18 protein-coding genes and 1 tRNA gene are annotated in these 19,342 nt (G+C 67.0%); 17 read left to right on the top strand and 2 right to left on the bottom strand.

Translation table 11 applies throughout. The features are described 5' to 3' along the window. The first annotated feature begins 1 nt into the window (after window position 1). From HT579_06870 to HT579_06810, 13 genes are all read left to right on the top strand, one after another. Window positions 2-724, top strand: coding sequence for a VacJ family lipoprotein (locus tag HT579_06870; GenBank protein QKS28668.1), 723 nt, complete (start codon window positions 2-4; stop codon window positions 722-724). A gap of 61 nt (window positions 725-785) precedes the next feature. Continuing rightward, window positions 786-1,403: an ABC transporter substrate-binding protein gene (locus tag HT579_06865; GenBank protein QKS31542.1), complete on the top strand. Its 618-nt coding sequence runs from the start codon at window positions 786-788 to the stop codon at window positions 1,401-1,403. Continuing rightward, the gene (locus HT579_06860) at window positions 1,400-1,693 is read left to right on the top strand and encodes an STAS domain-containing protein (GenBank protein QKS28667.1); all 294 of its coding nucleotides are present in this window, start codon (window positions 1,400-1,402) and stop codon (window positions 1,691-1,693) included. Before HT579_06865 ends, HT579_06860 begins: the two co-directional genes overlap by 4 nt. 24 nt (window positions 1,694-1,717) lie before the next feature. Continuing rightward, a complete protein-coding gene (locus HT579_06855; protein QKS28666.1) occupies window positions 1,718-2,641 on the top strand; it encodes an ABC transporter ATP-binding protein in 924 nt (307 codons plus the stop codon). Beyond that, window positions 2,638-3,390: an ABC transporter permease gene (locus tag HT579_06850; GenBank protein QKS28665.1), complete on the top strand. Its 753-nt coding sequence runs from the start codon at window positions 2,638-2,640 to the stop codon at window positions 3,388-3,390. Before HT579_06855 ends, HT579_06850 begins: the two co-directional genes overlap by 4 nt. Before the next feature lie 3 nt (window positions 3,391-3,393). Continuing rightward, window positions 3,394-3,642 (top strand): BolA/IbaG family iron-sulfur metabolism protein, encoded by a 249-nt coding sequence (locus HT579_06845; protein QKS28664.1) that lies wholly within the window; start codon window positions 3,394-3,396, stop codon window positions 3,640-3,642. Next, entirely contained in the window at window positions 3,635-4,900 is a 1,266-nt protein-coding gene (gene murA / locus HT579_06840; protein QKS28663.1) for a UDP-N-acetylglucosamine 1-carboxyvinyltransferase, read from the top strand. The genes HT579_06845 and murA overlap by 8 nt, the downstream gene beginning before the upstream one ends. An 82-nt stretch (window positions 4,901-4,982) precedes the next feature. Continuing rightward, window positions 4,983-6,248, top strand: coding sequence for a DNA repair exonuclease (locus tag HT579_06835; protein QKS28662.1), 1,266 nt, complete (start codon window positions 4,983-4,985; stop codon window positions 6,246-6,248). Continuing rightward, the gene (locus HT579_06830; protein ID QKS28661.1) at window positions 6,245-9,754 is read left to right on the top strand and encodes an AAA family ATPase; all 3,510 of its coding nucleotides are present in this window, start codon (window positions 6,245-6,247) and stop codon (window positions 9,752-9,754) included. Before HT579_06835 ends, HT579_06830 begins: the two co-directional genes overlap by 4 nt. Window positions 9,755-9,980: 226 nt before the next feature. Next, window positions 9,981-10,919: a nucleoside recognition family protein gene (locus HT579_06825; GenBank protein ID QKS28660.1), complete on the top strand. Its 939-nt coding sequence runs from the start codon at window positions 9,981-9,983 to the stop codon at window positions 10,917-10,919. A gap of 434 nt (window positions 10,920-11,353) precedes the next feature. Then, window positions 11,354-13,087, top strand: coding sequence for a c-type cytochrome (locus HT579_06820; GenBank protein ID QKS28659.1), 1,734 nt, complete (start codon window positions 11,354-11,356; stop codon window positions 13,085-13,087). A gap of 121 nt (window positions 13,088-13,208) precedes the next feature. After that, the gene (locus tag HT579_06815) at window positions 13,209-13,514 is read left to right on the top strand and encodes a c-type cytochrome (GenBank protein QKS28658.1); all 306 of its coding nucleotides are present in this window, start codon (window positions 13,209-13,211) and stop codon (window positions 13,512-13,514) included. Window positions 13,515-13,684: 170 nt separating this feature from the next. Continuing rightward, complete coding sequence (locus HT579_06810; GenBank protein QKS28657.1) at window positions 13,685-14,362, top strand: Crp/Fnr family transcriptional regulator; 678 nt, start codon at window positions 13,685-13,687, stop codon at window positions 14,360-14,362. Between the two features lie 46 nt (window positions 14,363-14,408). On the opposite strand, the gene HT579_06805 is transcribed toward HT579_06810, so the two are convergent. After that, a complete protein-coding gene (locus HT579_06805) occupies window positions 14,409-15,179 on the bottom strand; it encodes a pentapeptide repeat-containing protein (GenBank protein ID QKS28656.1) in 771 nt (256 codons plus the stop codon). Between the two features lie 160 nt (window positions 15,180-15,339). Here HT579_06805 and HT579_06800 point away from each other — a divergent pair, with 160 nt between their 5' ends. After that, the gene (locus tag HT579_06800) at window positions 15,340-15,594 is read left to right on the top strand and encodes a hypothetical protein (protein ID QKS28655.1); all 255 of its coding nucleotides are present in this window, start codon (window positions 15,340-15,342) and stop codon (window positions 15,592-15,594) included. Window positions 15,595-15,610: 16 nt separating this feature from the next. Beyond that, on the top strand, window positions 15,611-17,077 hold the full coding sequence (locus tag HT579_06795) for a hypothetical protein (GenBank protein ID QKS28654.1): 1,467 nt from the start codon (window positions 15,611-15,613) through the stop codon (window positions 17,075-17,077). Window positions 17,078-17,329: 252 nt separating this feature from the next. Here the strand turns inward: HT579_06795 and HT579_06790 are convergent. Then, window positions 17,330-17,414: transfer RNA gene (locus HT579_06790), tRNA-Leu, on the bottom strand. Window positions 17,415-17,583: 169 nt separating this feature from the next. Here HT579_06790 and hpnC point away from each other — a divergent pair. Together hpnC and HT579_06780 are read left to right on the top strand one after the other, a co-directional pair. Continuing rightward, on the top strand, window positions 17,584-18,393 hold the full coding sequence (hpnC, locus tag HT579_06785) for a squalene synthase HpnC (GenBank protein QKS28653.1): 810 nt from the start codon (window positions 17,584-17,586) through the stop codon (window positions 18,391-18,393). A 350-nt stretch (window positions 18,394-18,743) separates the two neighbouring features. Then, the gene (locus HT579_06780; GenBank protein ID QKS28652.1) at window positions 18,744-19,334 is read left to right on the top strand and encodes a hypothetical protein; all 591 of its coding nucleotides are present in this window, start codon (window positions 18,744-18,746) and stop codon (window positions 19,332-19,334) included. Window positions 19,335-19,342: the final 8 nt, after the last annotated feature.

Genomic DNA, 19,342 nt, shown 5'->3' with positions numbered 1-19,342 from the left:
AATGAAAACGCAGCGTTCGACCCGCATCTGGTGCCTGACTTGCGCCGCGCTGTTCGCACTCGGCGGCTGTGCGACGACGGCCAACAATCCGAAGGATCCCTTCGAGGGCTTCAACCGCGCGATGTTTGCCGTCAACGAGGGGCTCGACGTCGTCATCAAGCCGGTCGCCCAGGGCTACGACGCGGCGGCGCCACTGCCCCTGAAAGTCGTCATCGGCAACTTCTTCGGCAACATCTGGGATGCCTGGACGGCCGTCAACAATCTGCTGCAGGGCAAGGGTCAGGACGCCGCTTCCGATGTCGGTCGCGTGCTGATCAACAGCACGCTGGGGATCGGCGGCGCTTTCGACATCGCCGGCGAGATGGGCCTCACCAAGCACTCGGAGGATTTCGGCCAGACTCTCGGCAAGTGGGGTGTCGCCGACGGCCCGTTCTTCTACTGGCCGATCATCGGACCGCGCACGACTCGCGACACCTTCGGCTGGATGGTGGACGTCTACGTCGATCCCGTCTGGCGGATAGACGACATGGCGCTGCGCAACAGCCTGGTGGCAACCCGCTACATCAACCTGCGCGCCAGCCTGCTGCCGTCGGACAAGGTGGTCGAGGAAGCCGCCTTCGACAGGTATGAGTACATCCGGAACGCCTACCTGCAGCACCGCCGCAGCGAGATTTTCGATGGCGCGCAGCCACACGAGGTGATCGTCGACGAACCGGCGCGCTAGGCGCTGACCCGAACTGCTGCAGCCCAGCCCGCGGCGGCAGCCTGTACCTGCCTGGAAGATGATGATGAAGTTTGCCTGTTCACTGCTGTTCGCCCTGTTCTGCAGCCTGACGCCCGCGCTGGCGCAGGAAAGCGCCCCCGATGCCCTCGTGCGCAAGGTCACCGACGACGTCCTGACCGTCGTCCGCCAGGACAAGGAGATTCGCAGCGGCAACACCCGCAAGGCGATCGACCTGGTCGAGACGAAGGTCCTGCCGTACTTCAACTTCCAGCGCATGACGGCACTGGCTGTCGGACGCGACTGGAACAAGGCGACCGCGGAACAGAAGACGCGCCTCGCCGAGGAGTTCAAGACGCTGCTCGTGCGCACCTACGCCAACGCGCTGACCTCGTACAAGGACCAGAAGATCGTCTACAAGCCGACCAAGCTGCAACCCGACGACAGCAGCGTCGTCGTCCGCACCGAGGTCGTGCAGCCCGGCAGTCAGCCCGTCCAGCTCGACTACGAACTGGCGAAGCAGGGCGACTCCTGGCAGGTGTACGACGTGCGGGTGGCTGGTGTCAGCCTGGTGACCAACTACCGCGACACCTTCAGCCAGGAGGTCCGCAGCAACGGCATCGATGGCCTAATCGCGATGCTCGCCAAGCGCAACCGGGAACTCCAGGCCGGCAAGTCATGATTGCCGGTACGGACGGCGGGCTGCGTGTCAGCGCGCCGATGGTGATCGCCAACGCGCGCACGCTGCTGGATGCCGGGCGGAGCTGCCTGCGCGCCCGGGAGGCGGCATCGCTCACCGTGCTCGATCTCTCCGAGGTCAGCGAGGTCGACTCGTCGGCGGTCAGCCTGATCCTCGCCTGGCTGCGCACTGCCGGCGAACGGAATCTCAAGCTGCGCATCAGCAACCCGCCGGCAAGCTTGATCAGCCTGGCATCGCTCTACGGAGTCGCCGAACTCCTGCCGCTGGCCTGACCGGGCCCGCTGCTTCGCACAGCCATGGGCGTTGCGGTTGCCATTGATCGTGTCGAAAAGCGCTTCGCCTCGCTGCAGGCACTCGCCGGCGTTTCGCTGCAGATCGACGAGGGCGAGTTCTTCGGCCTGCTGGGACCGAACGGTGCCGGCAAGACGACACTGATTTCCTGCCTGGCCGGTCTCAGCCGGGCGGATGCCGGCAGCCTGACGGTGCTCGGACACGACGTCGTCCGGGACTATCGGGCCGCCCGCCGGCTGCTCGGTGTGGTGCCGCAGGAACTGGTCTTCGACCCCTTCTTTTCGGTGCGCGAGACGCTGCGCATCCAGTCGGGCTACTTCGGCATCCGCAACAACGACGACTGGATCGACGAGGTCCTCGCCAACCTCGATCTCGGTGCCAAGGCCGATACCAACATGCGGCGGCTTTCCGGCGGCATGAAGCGGCGCGTGCTGGTCGCCCAGGCGCTGGTGCACAAGCCGCCGGTGATCGTTCTCGACGAGCCGACTGCCGGCGTGGACGTCGCGCTGCGGCAGGGTCTCTGGCAATTCGTCCGCCGCCTCAATCGCGACGGCCACACGGTCATCCTGACGACGCACTATCTGGAAGAGGCCGAGTCGCTCTGCGGCCGCATCGCGATGCTCAAGCAGGGTCGCGTGGTGGCGCTCGATTCGACGTCCAACCTGCTGGCACGCTTTGCCGGCCAAACGGTACATCTGCGCCTGGCGCCGCCGGCCGTGCTGCCACGACACCTGGCAACCAGGGCAACGATCGCCGACGACGGCTGCACCTTCCATCTCGCCGGTGCGCGCGAGATCGAGCCGCTGCTGGCGGAGCTGCGGCAGGCGGGTTGCGTCATCGAGGACCTGCGTCTGACGCAGACCGATCTCGAGGATGTCTTCCTCGGCGTCATGCACGATGCCGCCGGCGGCCGGAGCGTCGACCGATGACCGGCTTTCGCACCCTGCTCTACAAGGAAGTGCTGCGTTTCTGGAAGGTCAGCTTCCAGACCATCGCCGCACCGGTGTTGACGGCGCTGCTCTACCTGCTGATCTTCGCGCACGTGCTGGAAGCGCACGTGCAGGTGCATGGCGTTCCCTATACCGCCTTCCTGATCCCCGGCCTGGTGATGATGTCCGCTCTGCAGAATGCCTTTGCCAACAGTTCGTCGAGCCTGATCCAGTCGAAGGTGACCGGCAGCGTCGTCTTCGTCCTGCTGCCACCGATCTCCTACGGCGAGTTCTTTCTCGCCTATGTCGTCGCCGCCATGCTGCGCGGCCTGATGGTCGGCTGCGGCGTCCTGCTGGTGACGATCTGGTTTGCCATGCCGGCGGTCGAGGCACCGCTCTGGATTCTCGCCTTCGTTCTCCTGGGCGGCGCGATCATGGGCGCGCTCGGGATGATCGCCGGCATCTGGGCCGACAAGTTCGACCAGCTCGCCGGCTTCCAGAACTTCCTCATCATGCCGCTGACGATGCTCTCCGGCGTCTTCTACTCGATCCATTCACTCCCCGACTTCTGGCAACAGGTATCGCATTTCAATCCGGTCTTCTATATGATCGACGGTTTTCGTTACGGCTTCTTCGGCGTGTCGGACGTGGCGCCGGAAATCAGCCTGGCGGTCGTCGGCACGAGTTTCGCACTGGTATCGGCGGCAACGCTGCTGCTGCTCCGAAGCGGCTACAAACTGAGATCCTGAGTCATGATGCACCCTGAACGAGTCCACCAGCTGATCGCCGGCGGCTTGCCCTGCGAACACCTGCAGGTCAGCGGCGATGGCCACCACTTCGAGGCACTGATCGTCAGCGAGCGCTTTGTCGGCAGGAACCGGGTACAGCGCCAGCAACTCGTCAATCAGCTCCTGCAGCAGCATTTCGACAGCGGCGAGCTGCACGCGCTGTCGATGAAGACGCAAACGCCGGAGGAGTGGAGGAAGCTCGCCCGTGGATAAGCTGCTGATCGAAGGGGGCAGGCGGCTGTCCGGCGAGATCGCCATTTCCGGCGCCAAGAACGCGGCCCTGCCGATCCTCTGCGCCAGCCTGCTCAGCGCCGACCCGCTGCACCTCGGCAACGTGCCGCAACTGCGGGACGTGGCGACGATGCTGCGGCTGATCGAGCAGATGGGCGTGACGGTCACGCGCGCGGGTGCCGGTGAAGTCGTTCTCGACAGTCGCAACCTAGACAATCCGCTCGCGCCCTACGACATGGTCAAGACCATGCGGGCGTCGATCCTCGTCCTCGGTCCACTGCTGGCGCGCCACGGCGAGGCGCGGGTGTCGCTGCCGGGCGGCTGTGCGATCGGCGCGCGACCGGTCGAGCAGCACATCCGCGGCCTGCAGGCGATGGGCGCCGAGATCCAGGTCGAGCACGGCTACATCCATGCCCGCATCGCCGGCGGTGGGCGGCGGCTGCAGGGAACCCGCGTCGTCACCGACATGGTCACCGTCACCGGCACCGAGAACCTGATGATGGCGGCAGTCCTCGCCGACGGCGAGACGACGATCGAGAATGCCGCCCGCGAACCGGAGGTGATCGATCTCGCCGACTGCCTCGTGTCGATGGGCGCGCGCATCTCCGGCGCCGGCAGCGACCGTATCCGCGTCTACGGCGTCGAGCGCCTGCATGGCGCATCGCACACGGTGATGGCCGACCGCATCGAAACCGGCACCTACCTCTGTGCGGCAGCGGCGACCGGCGGCAGCGTCCGGCTGACCCACACTTCGGCCGCCTACCTCGACGTCGTCGTCGACAAGCTCCTCGACGCCGGCTGCGAGATCGTCGCCGAGCGCGAGGCGATCCGCCTCGTGGCGCCGCGGCGGCTGAAGGCGGTCAGCGTCCGCACCTCGCCCTACCCGGCATTCCCGACCGACATGCAGGCACAGTTCATGGCCGTCAACTGCATCGCCGAGGGTACCGCGGTGATCCGCGAGACGATCTTCGAGAATCGCTTCATGCACGCCGTCGAACTGATCCGGCTGGGTGCCGACATCAGGATCGACGCCAGCAACGCGATGGTCACCGGCGTCGCGAAGTTGCAGGGAGCGACGGTCATGGCGACCGACCTGCGCGCGTCGGCCAGCCTGGTCATTGCCGGGCTGGTGGCGGATGGAGAGACGCTGATCGACCGCATCTACCACCTCGACCGCGGCTATGAACGGATCGAGGAGAAGCTCGGGCAGCTCGGCGCCGTCGTCCGGCGCGTCCGCTGAGCGCCCCGTGAACCCGTTCTTGCCGGCAGCGGCGGGCAGCAGATGAACGGTGCAGCACGCCAGCCCGGCGACTGAAACCCGCATGCGCTTCATCCACTGCGCCGACATCCATCTCGACAGCCCGCTGCGCGGCCTCGAACTCTACGACGGGGCGCCGGCCGCAGAGATGCGCGACGCCACCCGCCGCGCCTTCGCCAACGTCGTCGACCTCGCCATCGAGCGCACCGCCCACTGCGTGCTGATCGCCGGCGACATCTTCGACGGCGACTGGCCCGATTTCAACACCGGCCTGCACTTCGCCGCGCAGTTGCGTCGCCTGGCAACGGCCGACATCCGCGTCTTCCTCTGTTACGGCAACCACGATGCGCTCAGCAAGCTGACGCGGTCGGTACCGCTGCCGCAGAACGTCTGCAGTTTTCCCGCCAGCAACCCGGCGACGCAGGTGCTCGAGGACCTCGGCGTGGCAATCCACGGCCAGAGCTTTGCCAGCGAGGCGGTGAGCAGCGACCTTGCCAGCGGCTACCCCGCACCGCGCAACGGGCTGCTCAACATCGGCCTGCTGCACACCGCGCTGTCGGGCCGTGAGGGACACCAGCCGTACGCGCCAACGACGGCCCAGCGCCTGGCCGACAAGGGCTACGATTACTGGGCCCTCGGCCACGTCCACCAGCGCGAGATCGTCCGCGAAGCGCCGTGGATCGTCTTTCCCGGCAACACGCAGGGACGGCACGCGCGCGAGACCGGCGCCAAGGGCTGCATGGTCGTCGAGGGCGAGCCGGCTCTCGGCATCCGTTCGGTCGAGTTCGTCGCCACCGACGTCGCGCGCTGGCATCAACTCGCCATCGACATCGCCGGACTCGGCTGTGCGGACGACCTGCACGCCGCCGTGCAGGCCACCGTGCGCCAGCTGCAGGCAGCGTCGGAGGGGCGGCTGCTGGCGATTCGCCTGACGCTGGTCGGGCGCGGGCCGCTGCATCGGCAACTCGTCACCGACGGCGAAGCGCTGCGGGCGCAGCTCGCCGCCTCGGTTGGCGAGGCCTCCGCCGGCCAGGCCTGGCTCGAGAAGGTCCGCGTCCGGGTGACGGCACCGCTCGACCTCGAGCGGCTGGCCCGGCGCGACGATCCGATCGGCATGCTGATCCGCTCGCTCGACTCGCTGGCCGGCGATCCGGCGGCCCTGCAGTCGCTCGCCGCAGGCGTGCTCGCCGATCTCGCCCAGAAGATCCCGCCCGATCTGCGCGGCGGCGACGGCGGCTGGGCTCTGGATTCCCCCGCAGCGCTGGCCGACGCGCTGGCGGCTGCGCGCGAGCGCCTGCTGGCGGTGATCGCCGCCGAGGACACCCGATGAGGATCGAGCAGATCGACCTCAAGGCCTACGGACACTTCAGCAACCAGCGCCTGAGCTTCGCCGGCGGCGCCGACCTGCAGCTCATCTGCGGCCCGAACGAAGCCGGCAAGACCACCCTCTGGCGAGCGATCAACGGCGCCCTCTTCGGCATCCCCGAAACCTCCCGCGACGGCTACCGGCACGGCAACCCGAAACTGCGCGTCGGTCTCGTCCTTTCGTCGCGAACGGGCGAGCGACTGGCGGTGATGCGACGCAAGGGCCGCGTCAACACCCTGCTCGCCTACGACCCCGATACAGCCGCCGAACTGGCGGCAGCCGTGCCCGAGGAGCGGCTGCACGACTGGCTCGGCGGCCTCGGTCAGGGACTCTTCATGGCCATGTTCAGCCTCGACCACGAAGCCCTCGTGCGCGGCGGCGAGGCACTGGCGCAGGGCCGTGGCGACGCCGGCGAAAGCCTCTTCGAGGCCGGCGCGGGTCTCGGCTCGATCCGCGCCCTGCGGACCCGGCTCGAGAGCGAGGCGGAGAGCCTGTTCAAGCCGCGGGCATCGAAGTCGGCCATCTACCGCGCACTGGCCGACCACGAGGACAGCCGGCGGCAGGCGCGCGAAGCCGCCGTGCGGCCGCTCGACTGGAGCGCGGCACGGTCGGCGATGGCAGCCGCAGCCGCCGACTACGAAGCCGCCCGCGCCGAGCAGCTGCGGCTGCACACGGAAGCACGCCGGCTGGAGCGGCTGGCAGCGATCCTCCCGGATGTCGCCGCGCTCGGGCTGGCGCGGCAGCAGCTCGCCGCCCTCGCCGACGTGCCGCTGCTGCCACCGTCGGCGGCGAGCGAGCGGGTGGCGGCCGTGACGCAGAAGGCGGAAGCGCTCGCCGCCGAACGCGCGGCGGCGTCGCGCCTGCAGCAGCATCAGGACGGGCTGGCGGCGATCCGCGTCAACGACGCCGTCCTCGCCAATGGCGAAGCGATCGAGGCGATTCACCACGCCACGGCAGCCTACCGCGAGGCCGGCCTGCAAGCGGCCCGGGCCGAAGCGGCCAGCGCCGCCGCCCGCCACCACCGCGATCGCCTCAGCCGCCAGATCGCCGGCGACGCAGAGCCTGCCGAGGCGCAGCAATGGATCCCCGATCCGACGCGAACGGCCAGGATCCGCGCCCTGATCACCAGCGGCGCGACGCTCAATGCGAGGCAGCAGGCCGATCTTGAAAGCCTGCACGCGAGGAGGCTCGAAGTCGCCCAGCTCGAGGCGGCAATCGACGACCTGCAGCAGACGCCGGCGAGCGACGACCTCGGCAACTACCTCGATTCGATTGCCGATCACGGCGATCCCGAAGCACGGGCGCAGCAGCTCGACGGCGAGGCGGCGGCAGCGGCGGCCCGGCTCGAAAGCGAAGCGCGCGGCCTGCGGCTGCCGACGGCGGCAGCCGTGGCGCAGACGACGCTGCCGCTCGTCGCCGAGTTGCAGGCCTTCCGGCAGGAGGATGAGGAACTGCGCCGCCGGGCGCGCTCGCTCCGTGAGGCGATCGAGAAGCTCGAGGACGACCTCGCCGCGCTGCGTGGCGACATCAAGGGTCTCGAGGTGCGTGGCAGCGTGCCGACGCGGGAGGCCATCGACGCCCTGCGGGCGACGCGCGACGCCCTGTGGCTGGAACTGCGCCGCCGTTTCCTGCCGGCCAGCGACGAAACCGTCGCCGCCGAACCACCGCCGACGGCCGCGGCCTACGAGTTGGCCGTCAACCTTGCCGACGAGGCTGCCGACGACCTCTTCGCCGACGCCGAACGTGCCACCCGTTACGCCGGCTTCCGCGTCCGCGAGTCACAGATGGCGAGCGCCCTCGTTCTGGACCGCCAGCGCGCCGCCGCGCTCGCCAGCGACGCACACGAGCTCGAGCGCCGCTGGGCGGCGCTGCTCGTGGCGAACGGCCTGCCGGCGCTGACGATCGGCGAAGCGGCCGCCTGGATGGCGAAGCGCGAAGCCTGGCAGGAGAAGTTCGACGCCTGCCAGTCGCAGCGGCAGGAGGCAGAGCGGCTGCGCCGGCTGGCGCAGGACGTCCGCAACCGGCTCGGCGAACTCGCTGGCCGAAGTGAAGCGGCCGCCCAGGCAACGGGCGAACGCCTGTCGGAAACCCTGGCGCGGGCGCGGGCGATCGCCCGCCAGCACGCCGAGCGACGGACGCAACGCGAACTGAAGAGCAGCAGCCTGGCGAACGCCAGCGCGCTGCTGTTGCATGCCGAGGCCGCCGCCACCGCCAGTGGTCGCGAAGTCGCCGCATGGACGGCCCGCTGGGCGGCGGCAATGGCGTCGATCCGGCTCGCCAGCGACGCCAGCGAAGCAGAGGCGACCGCGCGCCTGCAGCAGCTGGCTGATCTCGCGCAGGCGCACGACGCCCTGCAACGATCGCGCAAGGAGCAGGAAGACGCGCGCATCCAGATCGACGACTTCCAGAGCCGTCTCGCGACCACCTGGCAGCGGGTCCGCGGCGAGCCGCTGCCGGCCGACGGCCGCAGTGCCGACTTTCTCGCCGCCGAGCTGTATCGCGAACTGAGCCAGACGCGTTCGCTGCAGGAGAAGCGGAACACCCTGAAGCAGCAGGTCGCCGACGAACGGCGTGCCATCGACGCAGCCCGCCTGACGGCCGGCGAAGCGGCGAGGGTCATTGATCGGCTGCTGCTGCAGGCCGCTTGTGACACGCTGGAGAGCCTTGAACTGGTCGAGGGACGCAGCGCGCAACGCGCCGCGCTGACCGCCGCCGTTCTCGACATCGAAGGGCGACTCGTCCGCGCGGCCGGCGTGCCTCTGCCGGAAGTGCTCAGGCAGGCGGCCGGCCAGGAGCCCGACGCCGTCGCCGCAGCGCTGGCCGGCAATGCGCAGGCGAACGAACGCAATGCGGCCGACGTGCAGCGGTGCCACGAGAGCTACCTCGCTGCCCGGCAGCGTTTCGCGACCATGGATGGATCGGCCACCGCTGCCGACGCGCAGCAGCGGATGGTGCAGCACGCCGCGCGCATCAGCGGGCTCGCTGCCGACTACGCGGCGACGCGCATCGCCGCGGCGGTCCTGGCACAGGTCATCGAGTCCTACCAGAAGCGCAACCAGGCACCGCTGATCGACAGGGCGTCACGCCACTTCGCGACCATCAGCGGCGGCCGCTACCGCGGCGTCGTCGTCGACTACGACGACGAACGGCAGATCCTCAAGGCAACGCGCGCCGACGGCGAGCGCCTGCAGATGGAACAGTTGAGCACCGGTCGCCGCGACCAGCTCTTCCTCGCGCTGCGGCTGGCAGCGATCGAAGGCCATCTCGACAACGGTGAACCCTTGCCGGTCATCGTCGATGACATCACGATCCAGTTCGACGATGCGGCGGCTGCCGCCACCTTCCGGGTCCTGGCGGAGCTGTCCGGGCGAACGCAGGTGCTCTTCCTGACGCATCACGAGCACCTGCTCGACGTCGCCGCCGCGGCGATCGGCGGCGATGCCTACCGCTCGCACCGCCTGTCGGCGTGAGCCGGGCAACGGCCACGGTCCGACGGGCACGGTCGCCGGCAGCTTGGGCGGTGACGTTCCGGATGGCCTCGCGCCACGGCCCCGCGCACGCGGCCGCAGGATGCCGCCGCGCCGGCGGCGGGCAGAACGCGCGGACAGCAGGTGCAGGCTCGCCGCCGGCTGCGCCGCCCGGCGCGCACTTTCACCTCACTGATCTGGCCGAACAACGGACGACTGGAGGCGCGCCATGGAAATGATCATCGACATCATCCTCAAGGCTGGCCGAGCGGCCGTCGAGCTGTCCCTCTTCGTCCTCCTGCCGGTCATGGTCGTCATGCTCTGCCTGATGCGCCTGCTCGAAGCCCGCGGCATCCTCGACACGCTGGTCGGCAGGCTGACGCCGGCGTTGAAGCCCTTCGGTCTCAACGGCATGGGCGTCTTCGCCGCCCTGCAGATCAACTTCGTCAGCTTCGCTGCCCCCATCGCCACCCTGAGCATGATGGAGCAGCGCGGTACCTCCGACCGCCACCTCGCCGCCACGCTGGCGATGATCTTCGCCATGGCGCAGGCCAATGCCGCGTTCCCGATGATGACCATGGGCCTGCAGCTGGGAACCACGCTGGCCTTTTCGCTGCTTGGCGGGCTGGCCGCCGCCGCGGCCACCTATCACATCTTCGGCCGCCACCTCTCCGCTGCCGAGGAGAATGTCGACGAAAGCCTGCAACATCCCTCGGCTGCCGGCGCCAAGGGTGTGCTCGACACGATCAACCTCGCCGGCGCCGAGGCGTTCAGGATCGCGATCGGCGCCATTCCGATGCTGGTGTTGTCACTGGTGGTGGTCGGCGCGCTCAAACGGCTGGGCGTCATCGACCTGCTGACGCAGTGGCTGACGCCGCTGCTTGCCCTGGCCGCGATAGAGCCGGCCCTCATCCTGCCCTCGCTCACCAAGTACCTGGCTGGCGGCACGGCCATGATGGGGGTGATGGACGAGATGCGCCGTGGCGACCAGATCAGCGTCGAACTGCTCAATGCGAGTGCCGGCTTCCTGATCAACCCCTTCGACCTGCCCGGCGTCGCTTTCCTCATCTCCGCCGGCCGACGCGTGGGCGCCGTCTGGAAGCCGGCCGCGCTCGGCGGTTGCGTCGGCATCGTCCTGCGCACTGCTGGGCATGCCTTCTGCGGCTGAGGGGCGGTCGGATCGGCAACCGGAAAAGCCTTGGCCGCCAGCCGGCCGATCACGGCCTCGCACACCGCATCAAGACCCGAGAGATCAGCCACCTCGACTCGCTCACGATTCCGATTCTGCGGGGCAGAGGCCCTGCCCAATCCGCCGCAGCGCTTGGTGACTGGATCCCCAGAACCCCGCGCAAGCGGCGGGTCGGCGATGGCTGCTTGCCCGCCATCGCCATACCATGCCATGCCATGTCATGCGTGCTCTGGGTTGATTCAAACATGACATGCATCAATGACCGACTGTTTTACTCGGTGTTTCAATCGGATCCCTGTCGTCGGCAATCGCATGACAACAAGGGCTCCCCGCCACCAACAGGCACTGCTCAGGCCTGAAGATCGTTGCGTGACCAGGGAGAAAAATCGCGACACCATTCGGGAGGGAGAATCATGAAAAAGACACAAACAAGAACGTGGACTGCGGCCCTGGCTGCTTTCGCTGTCGCGATCGGCAACGTCGGCGCCCAGGAGGGCAAACCCGAAAAGTCGAAGGCACTTGAGGAAGGACCGATGCAGATCGGCGGTTCCTCACCGGTTGGCGGCGCGGACATGGTCCAGACCTTGAATCCGAAGTCCCCACCCATGACGAAAGCCGATTTCGAGGTAGGGAAGAAGATCTACTTCGAGCGCTGCGCCGGCTGCCACGGGGTACTGCGCAAGGGTGCGACCGGCAAACCGCTCACCACCGACATCACCCTTGAACGAGGCTCCGAATACCTGAAGACCTTCATCTTCTACGGCTCGCCGCAAGGGATGCCGAACTGGGGAAGTTCCGGCACGCTCAGCGACCACGAAGTCGACGTCATGACGCGCTGCATCCAGCATGAGCCGCCAACCCCGCCGGAGTTCGGCCTGAAGGAAATGAACGCCACCTGGAAGCTGATCGTCCCGCCATCACAGCGCCCAAAGAGCAAGATGAACAGCCTGGATCTGGCCAACCTGTTCTCGGTGACGCTACGTGATGCCGGCAAGATCGCCCTCATCGACGGCGCCAGCAAGAAGATTGTCGACGTGATCGACACCGGCTACGCGGTCCACATCTCGCGCATATCAAAGTCGGGCCGCTACCTCTACGTCATCGGACGCGACGCCAAGATCGTGCTGATTGACCTCTGGATGGAGAAACCCGGGCCTGTCGTCGAGATCCGGGTAGGCCTAGAAGCGCGATCGGTCGAAACCTCCAAGTTCAAGGGCTACGAGGACCGCTACGCGATCGCCGGCACCTATTGGCCGCCACAATATACGCTGATGGACGGCGATACGCTCAAGCCGCTCAAGGTCATCGGCACCCGCGGCATGACTTCGGATACCAACGAGTACCACCCCGAACCGCGCGTCGCAGCAATTGTCGCCTCGCATCACCACCCCGAATTCCTCGTCAACGCAAAGGAGACCGGCATGGTACATCTGGTCGACTACAGCGATCTCGATAATCTCAAGGTCAAGATGATCAAGACGCCGCGTTTCCTGCACGATGGTGGATTCGAGTCGACGGGCCGCTACTTCATGGATGCGGCGAACGCGTCGGACAAGATCGCCGTCATCGATACCAAGGACGGCAAGCTGGCGGCAGTCGTGGCGGTTGGCAAGACACCCCACCCAGGCCGTGGCGCGAACTTCGTTCATCCGAAGTTCGGTCCGGTGTGGGCCACCAGCCATCTGGGGGACGAAACCGTTTCACTGATCGGAACCGACCCGAAGAAGAATGCCAACAACGCTTGGAAAGTCGTGCAGACGCTCAAGGGCGCAGGCGGCGGTTCGCTGTTCCTGAAGACCCATCCGAAGTCAAGAAACCTCTGGGTCGACGCCCCCCTCAATCCGGACCCGGCAATTTCCCAGGCCGTTGCGGTCTTCGACATCAACCAGCTCGACAAGGGATTCGACTTGCTGCCAATTGGCGAGTGGGCGGGTGTCAAGCCCGGCGCCAAGCGCATCGTCCAACCCGAATACAACCGTGCCGGCGACGAGGTGTGGTTCTCGGTGTGGAGCACCGGCAGCGAAGAATCGGCCATCGTTGTCGTCGACGACAAGACGCGCAAGCTCAAGGCGGTCATCAAAGACCCGCGCCTGATCACCCCGACCGGCAAGTTCAACGTGTACAACACTCAGAACGACGTCTATTGAGACGGGACCGAGGCCGGGCAGGCACGATCGCCAGCCCGGCGAACGCAGCAGTGAAGCTCGCGCCCGCACTACGCGATGCCGACCATTGATTGACCCAAACCCTCTACGTGGAGCAAAAAGCATGAAAGCGTCCCCCGTGTTGCTGCTGATCGGCGCTGGCCTGATGTCTGCTGGCGCAGCCCAGGCCGATGAAGCCCTCGCGAAAGCGAAGAATTGCCTCTCGTGTCACGCGGTCGACAAGAAAGTCGTCGGTCCCTCCTACAAGGACGTGGCGAAGAAATACTCGGCGAAGGATGAGGCGATGCTGGCGGAGAAGGTCATGAAGGGAGGAAAGGGCGTCTGGGGCCCGGTACCGATGCCGCCCAATCCGTCTGTGAAGCCGGATGAGGCCGACAAGCTGGTCAAGTGGATCCTCAGCCTGAAGTGATTTCGCAGCGCGCAGGCAGCCGTGAATTGGCCCGATGGCAGGGGCGACGGCAGATCTGGCGAACACGTCCGGCAATCCCGACGCATCTCCGGTGCCGTTGGAGCACAGTCCGTCACGCCGTGCTGGCCCGCTCATCGATCCACCAGCGACCTGACTCCTGGTGATGAGCGATGAATCTTGAAGGGCTACTGGCACATACGCCCCTGTTCCAAGGGCTCGACAGTGACGAGATCGCGCGTCTCGCGCATGGATCACGCGCGCTCACCGCAGCGCGTGGCGATACTCTCTTCCACAGAGGGGACACGCCGACCGGCTTCTTCCTGATCATCTTTGGTCTGGTCAAGCTGGCGCTGAATTCCCCTCAGGGCGACGAAAAGGTCGTCGCAATCCTCGGCCCAGGGGACACATTCGGCGAGGCGGTGATGTTCATTGACCAGCCTTTTCTGGTCGACGCCCAGGCGCTGGTTCAGTCCCGTCTGGTGCATGTATCGAAGGGCGCAATCCTGCAGGAACTGGACAGGGACCCGCGGCTGGTCCGCAAGATGATCGCCGCTCTGTCGATGCGCCTGCATCACCTCATCGACGATGTCGAGGGATACTCGCTGCGCAGCGGCTGCCAGCGCATTGTGGACTATCTCTTGCGCAATGCCGTCGAAGAAGACGGCAGGGCAGTCACCGTAACCCTCCCGACCAACAAACGAGTCATTGCCTCGCGCCTCAACCTGACGCAGGAGACCTTCTCCCGCATCCTACAGACACTTGGCAAACAGGGCCTGCTCTCGGTTGAACGGCGAAGAATCCACATCCCGGATATCGAGAGGCTGCAAGCGGTGGCGGGCATCGACTGATTGCACCCGGCGGGTGCAGCGCTCGCGGCGACCCGCATTCCGCGAGTCAACGCCGCTCGCGCACCACGAAGGGCTCGATCAGCGCGTCCTGTACCGACGGCGGCAGGTTGCGAGCGCCGCTGAAGTTGGCATTCCAGACATCGGCATTGGCGAGGTCGGCCTGGGCCATGTCGGCATCCGTGAAAACTGCATGGCGCAGAGTTGCTCCAAGAAGTTTCGTGCCCAACAGGCGCGCCTTGGAGAAGTCGGCGCTTTCGGCCGCGGCGCCAGTCAGATCGGCGCCGGAAAGATCGGTACCGACCAACCTGGCGCCCAGAAGGACGCCGCGAAAGGTATAGCACCCCTTGATCGAACCGCCCGACAGATCGATACCTTCCATGAGGATGTCCTTGAGATAGGCACCGCCGAAATCTGCCCGCGGCGCGCGGGTGTTGATCAGATTGGCGCCGAAGAGATTGGCGCCACCCAGGCGCGCGTCGGACAGATCGGCATCGTCGAAGGATGCATGGAAGAGATCGGCGTCGCGGAAATCCGTCTTGGCAAGATTCGCCCCGGCGAAGTTGGCCCATTTGGCATTGCTGCGCCTGAAGTCCGCACCCTCCAGAAGAGCCTTGCGCAGATCCGCATTCTCCAGCTTCGCGCCGGCGAAACGAGCACCACGCAGGTCGCGACCCGCCAGCTTGCCCCGGCTCAAGTCGCAGCCCGAGAGGTCGGTGGCTGCCGCGGGGCGGGCGCAATCGCCTTTCGGCAGGTCGGCTGCCAGCGCTTGCATGACAGCGGCAGCGGCGAGCACAACCAGCGCGCACAAGCTCTTCATCGTCGTCCTCCCGTGTTCTCAGGTCAAGGCGGCAGGCGCATCATCGCCGCTGATTGACTTTCCCAGGGACAATAGCTTGCACCAGTTTGCCCGACTTCGGTAGCCCATGCATGCACGTCATCGGCAAGAGCTGGGGCTCGCGTGCACGGGTCGAGCGGCCGTGACGACATCGGTCCTGCCTTGGCTACGTCGGCTGCGACATTTCCGCAAGCACATTCCGTTTGAGAAAACTTCCAGCATGATGAAGAATGGCGGTACCTCATCACCGTTCGGCGGCCATCATGGAAGCAGGTTGCGGGCGGCTGAGCAGCAGCGTCTGCCCAACATCGAGGCGACCCGCGAACTGTCGCAGACTGCCGCGAAAACGTCCGTCTGGTCACTGGAGATGGATTTCGTCAGCAGCCAGCGTCGATAGTGAGATCAGAGAAGGAATGACCCTGCACGCCGCCACCGAGAATGGCCTGCTGGCCATGCTGTCGCGCCTCAGCGAACTGCTGCCACCGGCGTACGCGCGCTTTCGTCCACTGCTGGCGGAAGCGCTGCTGTTCTTCCTCGACCACCTCTCGCCACGCCGCCAGCAGGCGATCTTCGCCGCCCAGCTGGCGCTGCCCGGCAATGCCAGCCGATCGCGGCGGCTGCTCGCTCTGTTCCGCCTCTGCCCCACCCTGCACAAGCTGGGACAGGTCGTCGCACACGATCGGCGCCTGTCGGGCGACCTGCGCCGGCGTCTGCAGGAACTCGAGACGCTCGAGCCGGCGGATTCGTTGCTGGCCGTCCGCCCGCAGCTCGAACGCGAGCTGGGCGAGGTCGCGGGCCTGCGCATCGCGCGCAAGGCCCTTGCCGAGGCCAGCGTCGCGGTCGTCGTTCCCTTCGTCTGGCAGCCGGCGGCGAACGAGCCGCAGCAGAACGGCGTCTGCAAGGTGCTGCGGCCGGGCGTCGAGGAGCGGCTGCAAGAGGAACTCGCCATCTGGCCGGCGCTCGGCAGCCACCTGGAGGAACGCTGCGTCGCGCATGGGTTGCCGGTATTCGACTACGCCAACACCCTCGAGAGCGTTGCCCGCCTGCTCGCCAATGAGGTCCGCCTGGACCGCGAGCAGGCCCATCTGCGCCAGGCCGCCGAGTTCCATGCCGGCGCACCGGACATCGTCATCCCGCACGTCTTCCCTTTTTCGACACCGACCGTCACGGCCATGCAGAGAGTCGATGGCTGCAAGGTGACGGTGCAGGATCTGCCGCCGAGGGAGATGCGACGGCGCGCCGAGCGAGTGGTCCGCGCCCTGCTCGCGCAGCCTTTCTGGCGCAGTGGCGAGGCCGGGGCGACTTTCCATGCCGACCCGCATGCGGGCAACCTGCTGGCGACGCCGAACGGGCGACTGGCCATTCTCGACTGGGCGCTGACGACGACACTTTCGAAGCGGCAATGCGAAGCGGTCGTGCAGCTCGCTCTCGGCGCCCTGACGCTGAACGACCGGCGTGTCCGCACGGCGATCGCCGGGCTCGGCGACGTGCGCGACGACGAGCAGCTCGAGGCCGCCGTCAGACAGGCGGTCGGCCAGGTGCGCAGCGGCCGTTTTCCCGGGTTCGAGTGGATGACGTCCCTGCTGGACGCACTGGCTGCGACTTCGGCAGTCCGCTTCCCCGAGGAAGTCAGCCTGTTTCGCAAGGCGCTGCTGACCCTGTGCGGTGTCGCCGCCGACGTGTCGCCGGACATGGCGCTGGACGGCGTTCTCGTCCGCGAAGGGGCGAGTCAGTTCATCGCCAGCCTCTGGTGGCGTCCCTGGATCTGGGCGGACCAGCGCCCGCGCGGCGGCGCCCACGTCTCGAATGCCGACCTCTTCGGTCTCGGCGCCGAGGTGCCGGCAAGCACACTGCGTTTCTGGATCGGCGGCCGCGGCTGATCGCAGCCGGTGCCGGCCAACGCGAGCGCCTGCCGGGCCGCGCGTGGTCGGCATGGCTGCGGGGTGGCGGATCAGGCTCCGCGGCAGCGGCCGATGAAGCCCGCCAGGCCGAGACCCGCGAACAGCAGGGTGGCCGGCGCCGGCTCGGGGATCATGGCGGCCCGCACATCAGGCCGAGCGCCGGGTTGTCGACCATCTCCTTGCTGATCTGCGGATGAGTGGTCGTGCCCGGCTTCACGGCAAAAGTGTTCTTGGTGCCCAGGAAGGGAATCGAACCCCCACACCTTGCGGCGGCAGGACCTAAACCTGCTGCGTCTACCAATTTCGCCACCTGGGCACTGCGGCACAGAGCTCTGCCGACCCCCGCTTCCGTGGCCGCCTGCTGCGCGACCGGCGGCTCCGGGGCCGGAGCGCGCATCATTCTAACCGTGTCGCCTCTATACTGTCAGCTACCGTCTGCCCTCACGCCTGGAGCGTGCCACCAGCACGCCCGGCTCCTCTCCCGGATGCCTGTCGACCACTACGAGAATTTTCCCGTCGCCTCGCTGCTGCTGCCGCGGCGACTGCGAAAACCGATCGAGGCGATCTATCGCTTTGCCCGCGCCGCCGACGACATCGCCGATGAAGGCGACGCGTCGGCTCCCCAACGCCTGCAGGCGCTGGCGGCCTACCGCGACGAACTGGACCGGATCGAGCGCGGCGTGCCGCCGGCGACGCCGGAGTTTGCCGCCTTGGCGGCGGTGATCGGTGAATGGCGGCTGCCGCTGCAATTGCTGCGCGACCTGCTCGACGCCTTTGCCCAGGATGTGGTCAAGAAGCGCTATGCGGACTACCCGGAGTTGCTCGACTACTGCCGGCGTTCGGCCAACCCGGTCGGGCGCCTGCTGCTTCACCTCGTCGACCGTACCAGCGACGAGAATCTGCGGCGCTCGGACTGCATCTGCAGCGCGCTGCAACTGCTCAACTTCTGGCAGGACATTGCGCTCGACTGGCAGAAGCAGCGTATCTACCTGCCGCAATGCGATCTCGCCCGCTTCGCGATCGCCGAAGAGCAGATCGCCGCGGCTCGCTGGAGCGAGCATTGGGCGGCGCTGCTCGAATTCCAGATCGACCGCACGCGGCAGCTGCTGCTGGCCGGCGCACCACTCGTGCACGAACTGCCCGGGCGGATGGCGTGGGAAATCCGGTTGACCGTCCAGGGCGGGCTGCGCATCCTCGAACGGATCGGCAGCGTGCGCGGCGACGTCTTCGCGCAGCGGCCGGTGCTGACGGCCGGCGACTGGCTGCGGATCGGCAGCCGGGCACTGCGGATGTAGTGCGCCGGTTGTCGATCACGCCATGGCCGCCATTTTGGGCAGCGTCGGCGATGGCCGCGATCTGCCATCTCGCCTCCGTGCGCGCCTGCCGCCGGGTGGCACGCAGCCGTGGCGAACCGATTCCTCCAGTGGTGCATCATTTCCCACAATTCATGTACCGTCACCGTGATTGTCGGCCAGAACCTCGGACGTACGACGATTCCGGCCCGTTTCCGTATCCCTTACCAACAGCCTTCGATTGCGGCAATATGGCGGGCTTCATCCATCCGCCCGCACCGGAGGTCGCGATGCCCGCCGTTTGTCTTCCCTCGCCGGCAGCCGCCGGCCGCGTCGGCTGAGCCAGGGTCCACATGGCTGATCGTCTCGCCGTCAAGGCAGTCGCCAGGCTGCCGGTCCTTGACTACCCGCAGGTGCGCGAGCAGTTGCGCACCGGTGACCTGATCTTCTGCTCGGGCACGTACCTCTTCTCGCGGATGATCCAGTGGTTCACGCGCTCGGTGTGGAGTCACGTCGGCATCGTCTATCGTGACGACAGCCTGCAGCGGATCTTCGTCCTCGAGAGTGAGACGGCGATCGGCGTGCGCCTGGTGCCGCTGTCGAAGTATCTGCGCGATTACCACGGCCGGAACAAGCCCTATCGCGGGCGCATCGTCATCGGCCGCATCAGGCCGCAGCCGGAACCGGAGCCGCTGAAGCAGGCCATCAGCTTCGGCATGGACGAACTCACGCGGCCGTACGACAACTGGGAGATCTGCCGCATCGCCATCCGCATCCTGTTCCGACGCGGGCGCAAGGTGCGCGACCGCAAGTACATCTGCTCCGAGCTGGTCTACGAGGCTTTCCGCAAGGCCGGAATCGACTTCAGGTTCCACCGCCGCTCGATCAGCCCGGACGACATCTGGAGCGATGAGCAACTGGAGATGCAGTTCCGCATCCTCTGATGGCGGCA

Source organism: Candidatus Accumulibacter similis, from assembly GCA_013347225.1.
Classification (GTDB): Bacteria; Pseudomonadota; Gammaproteobacteria; order Burkholderiales; family Rhodocyclaceae; genus Accumulibacter; species Accumulibacter similis.
Note: the sequence above shows the minus strand (reverse complement) of the source record. Positions and strands in the feature narration are given on the sequence as shown.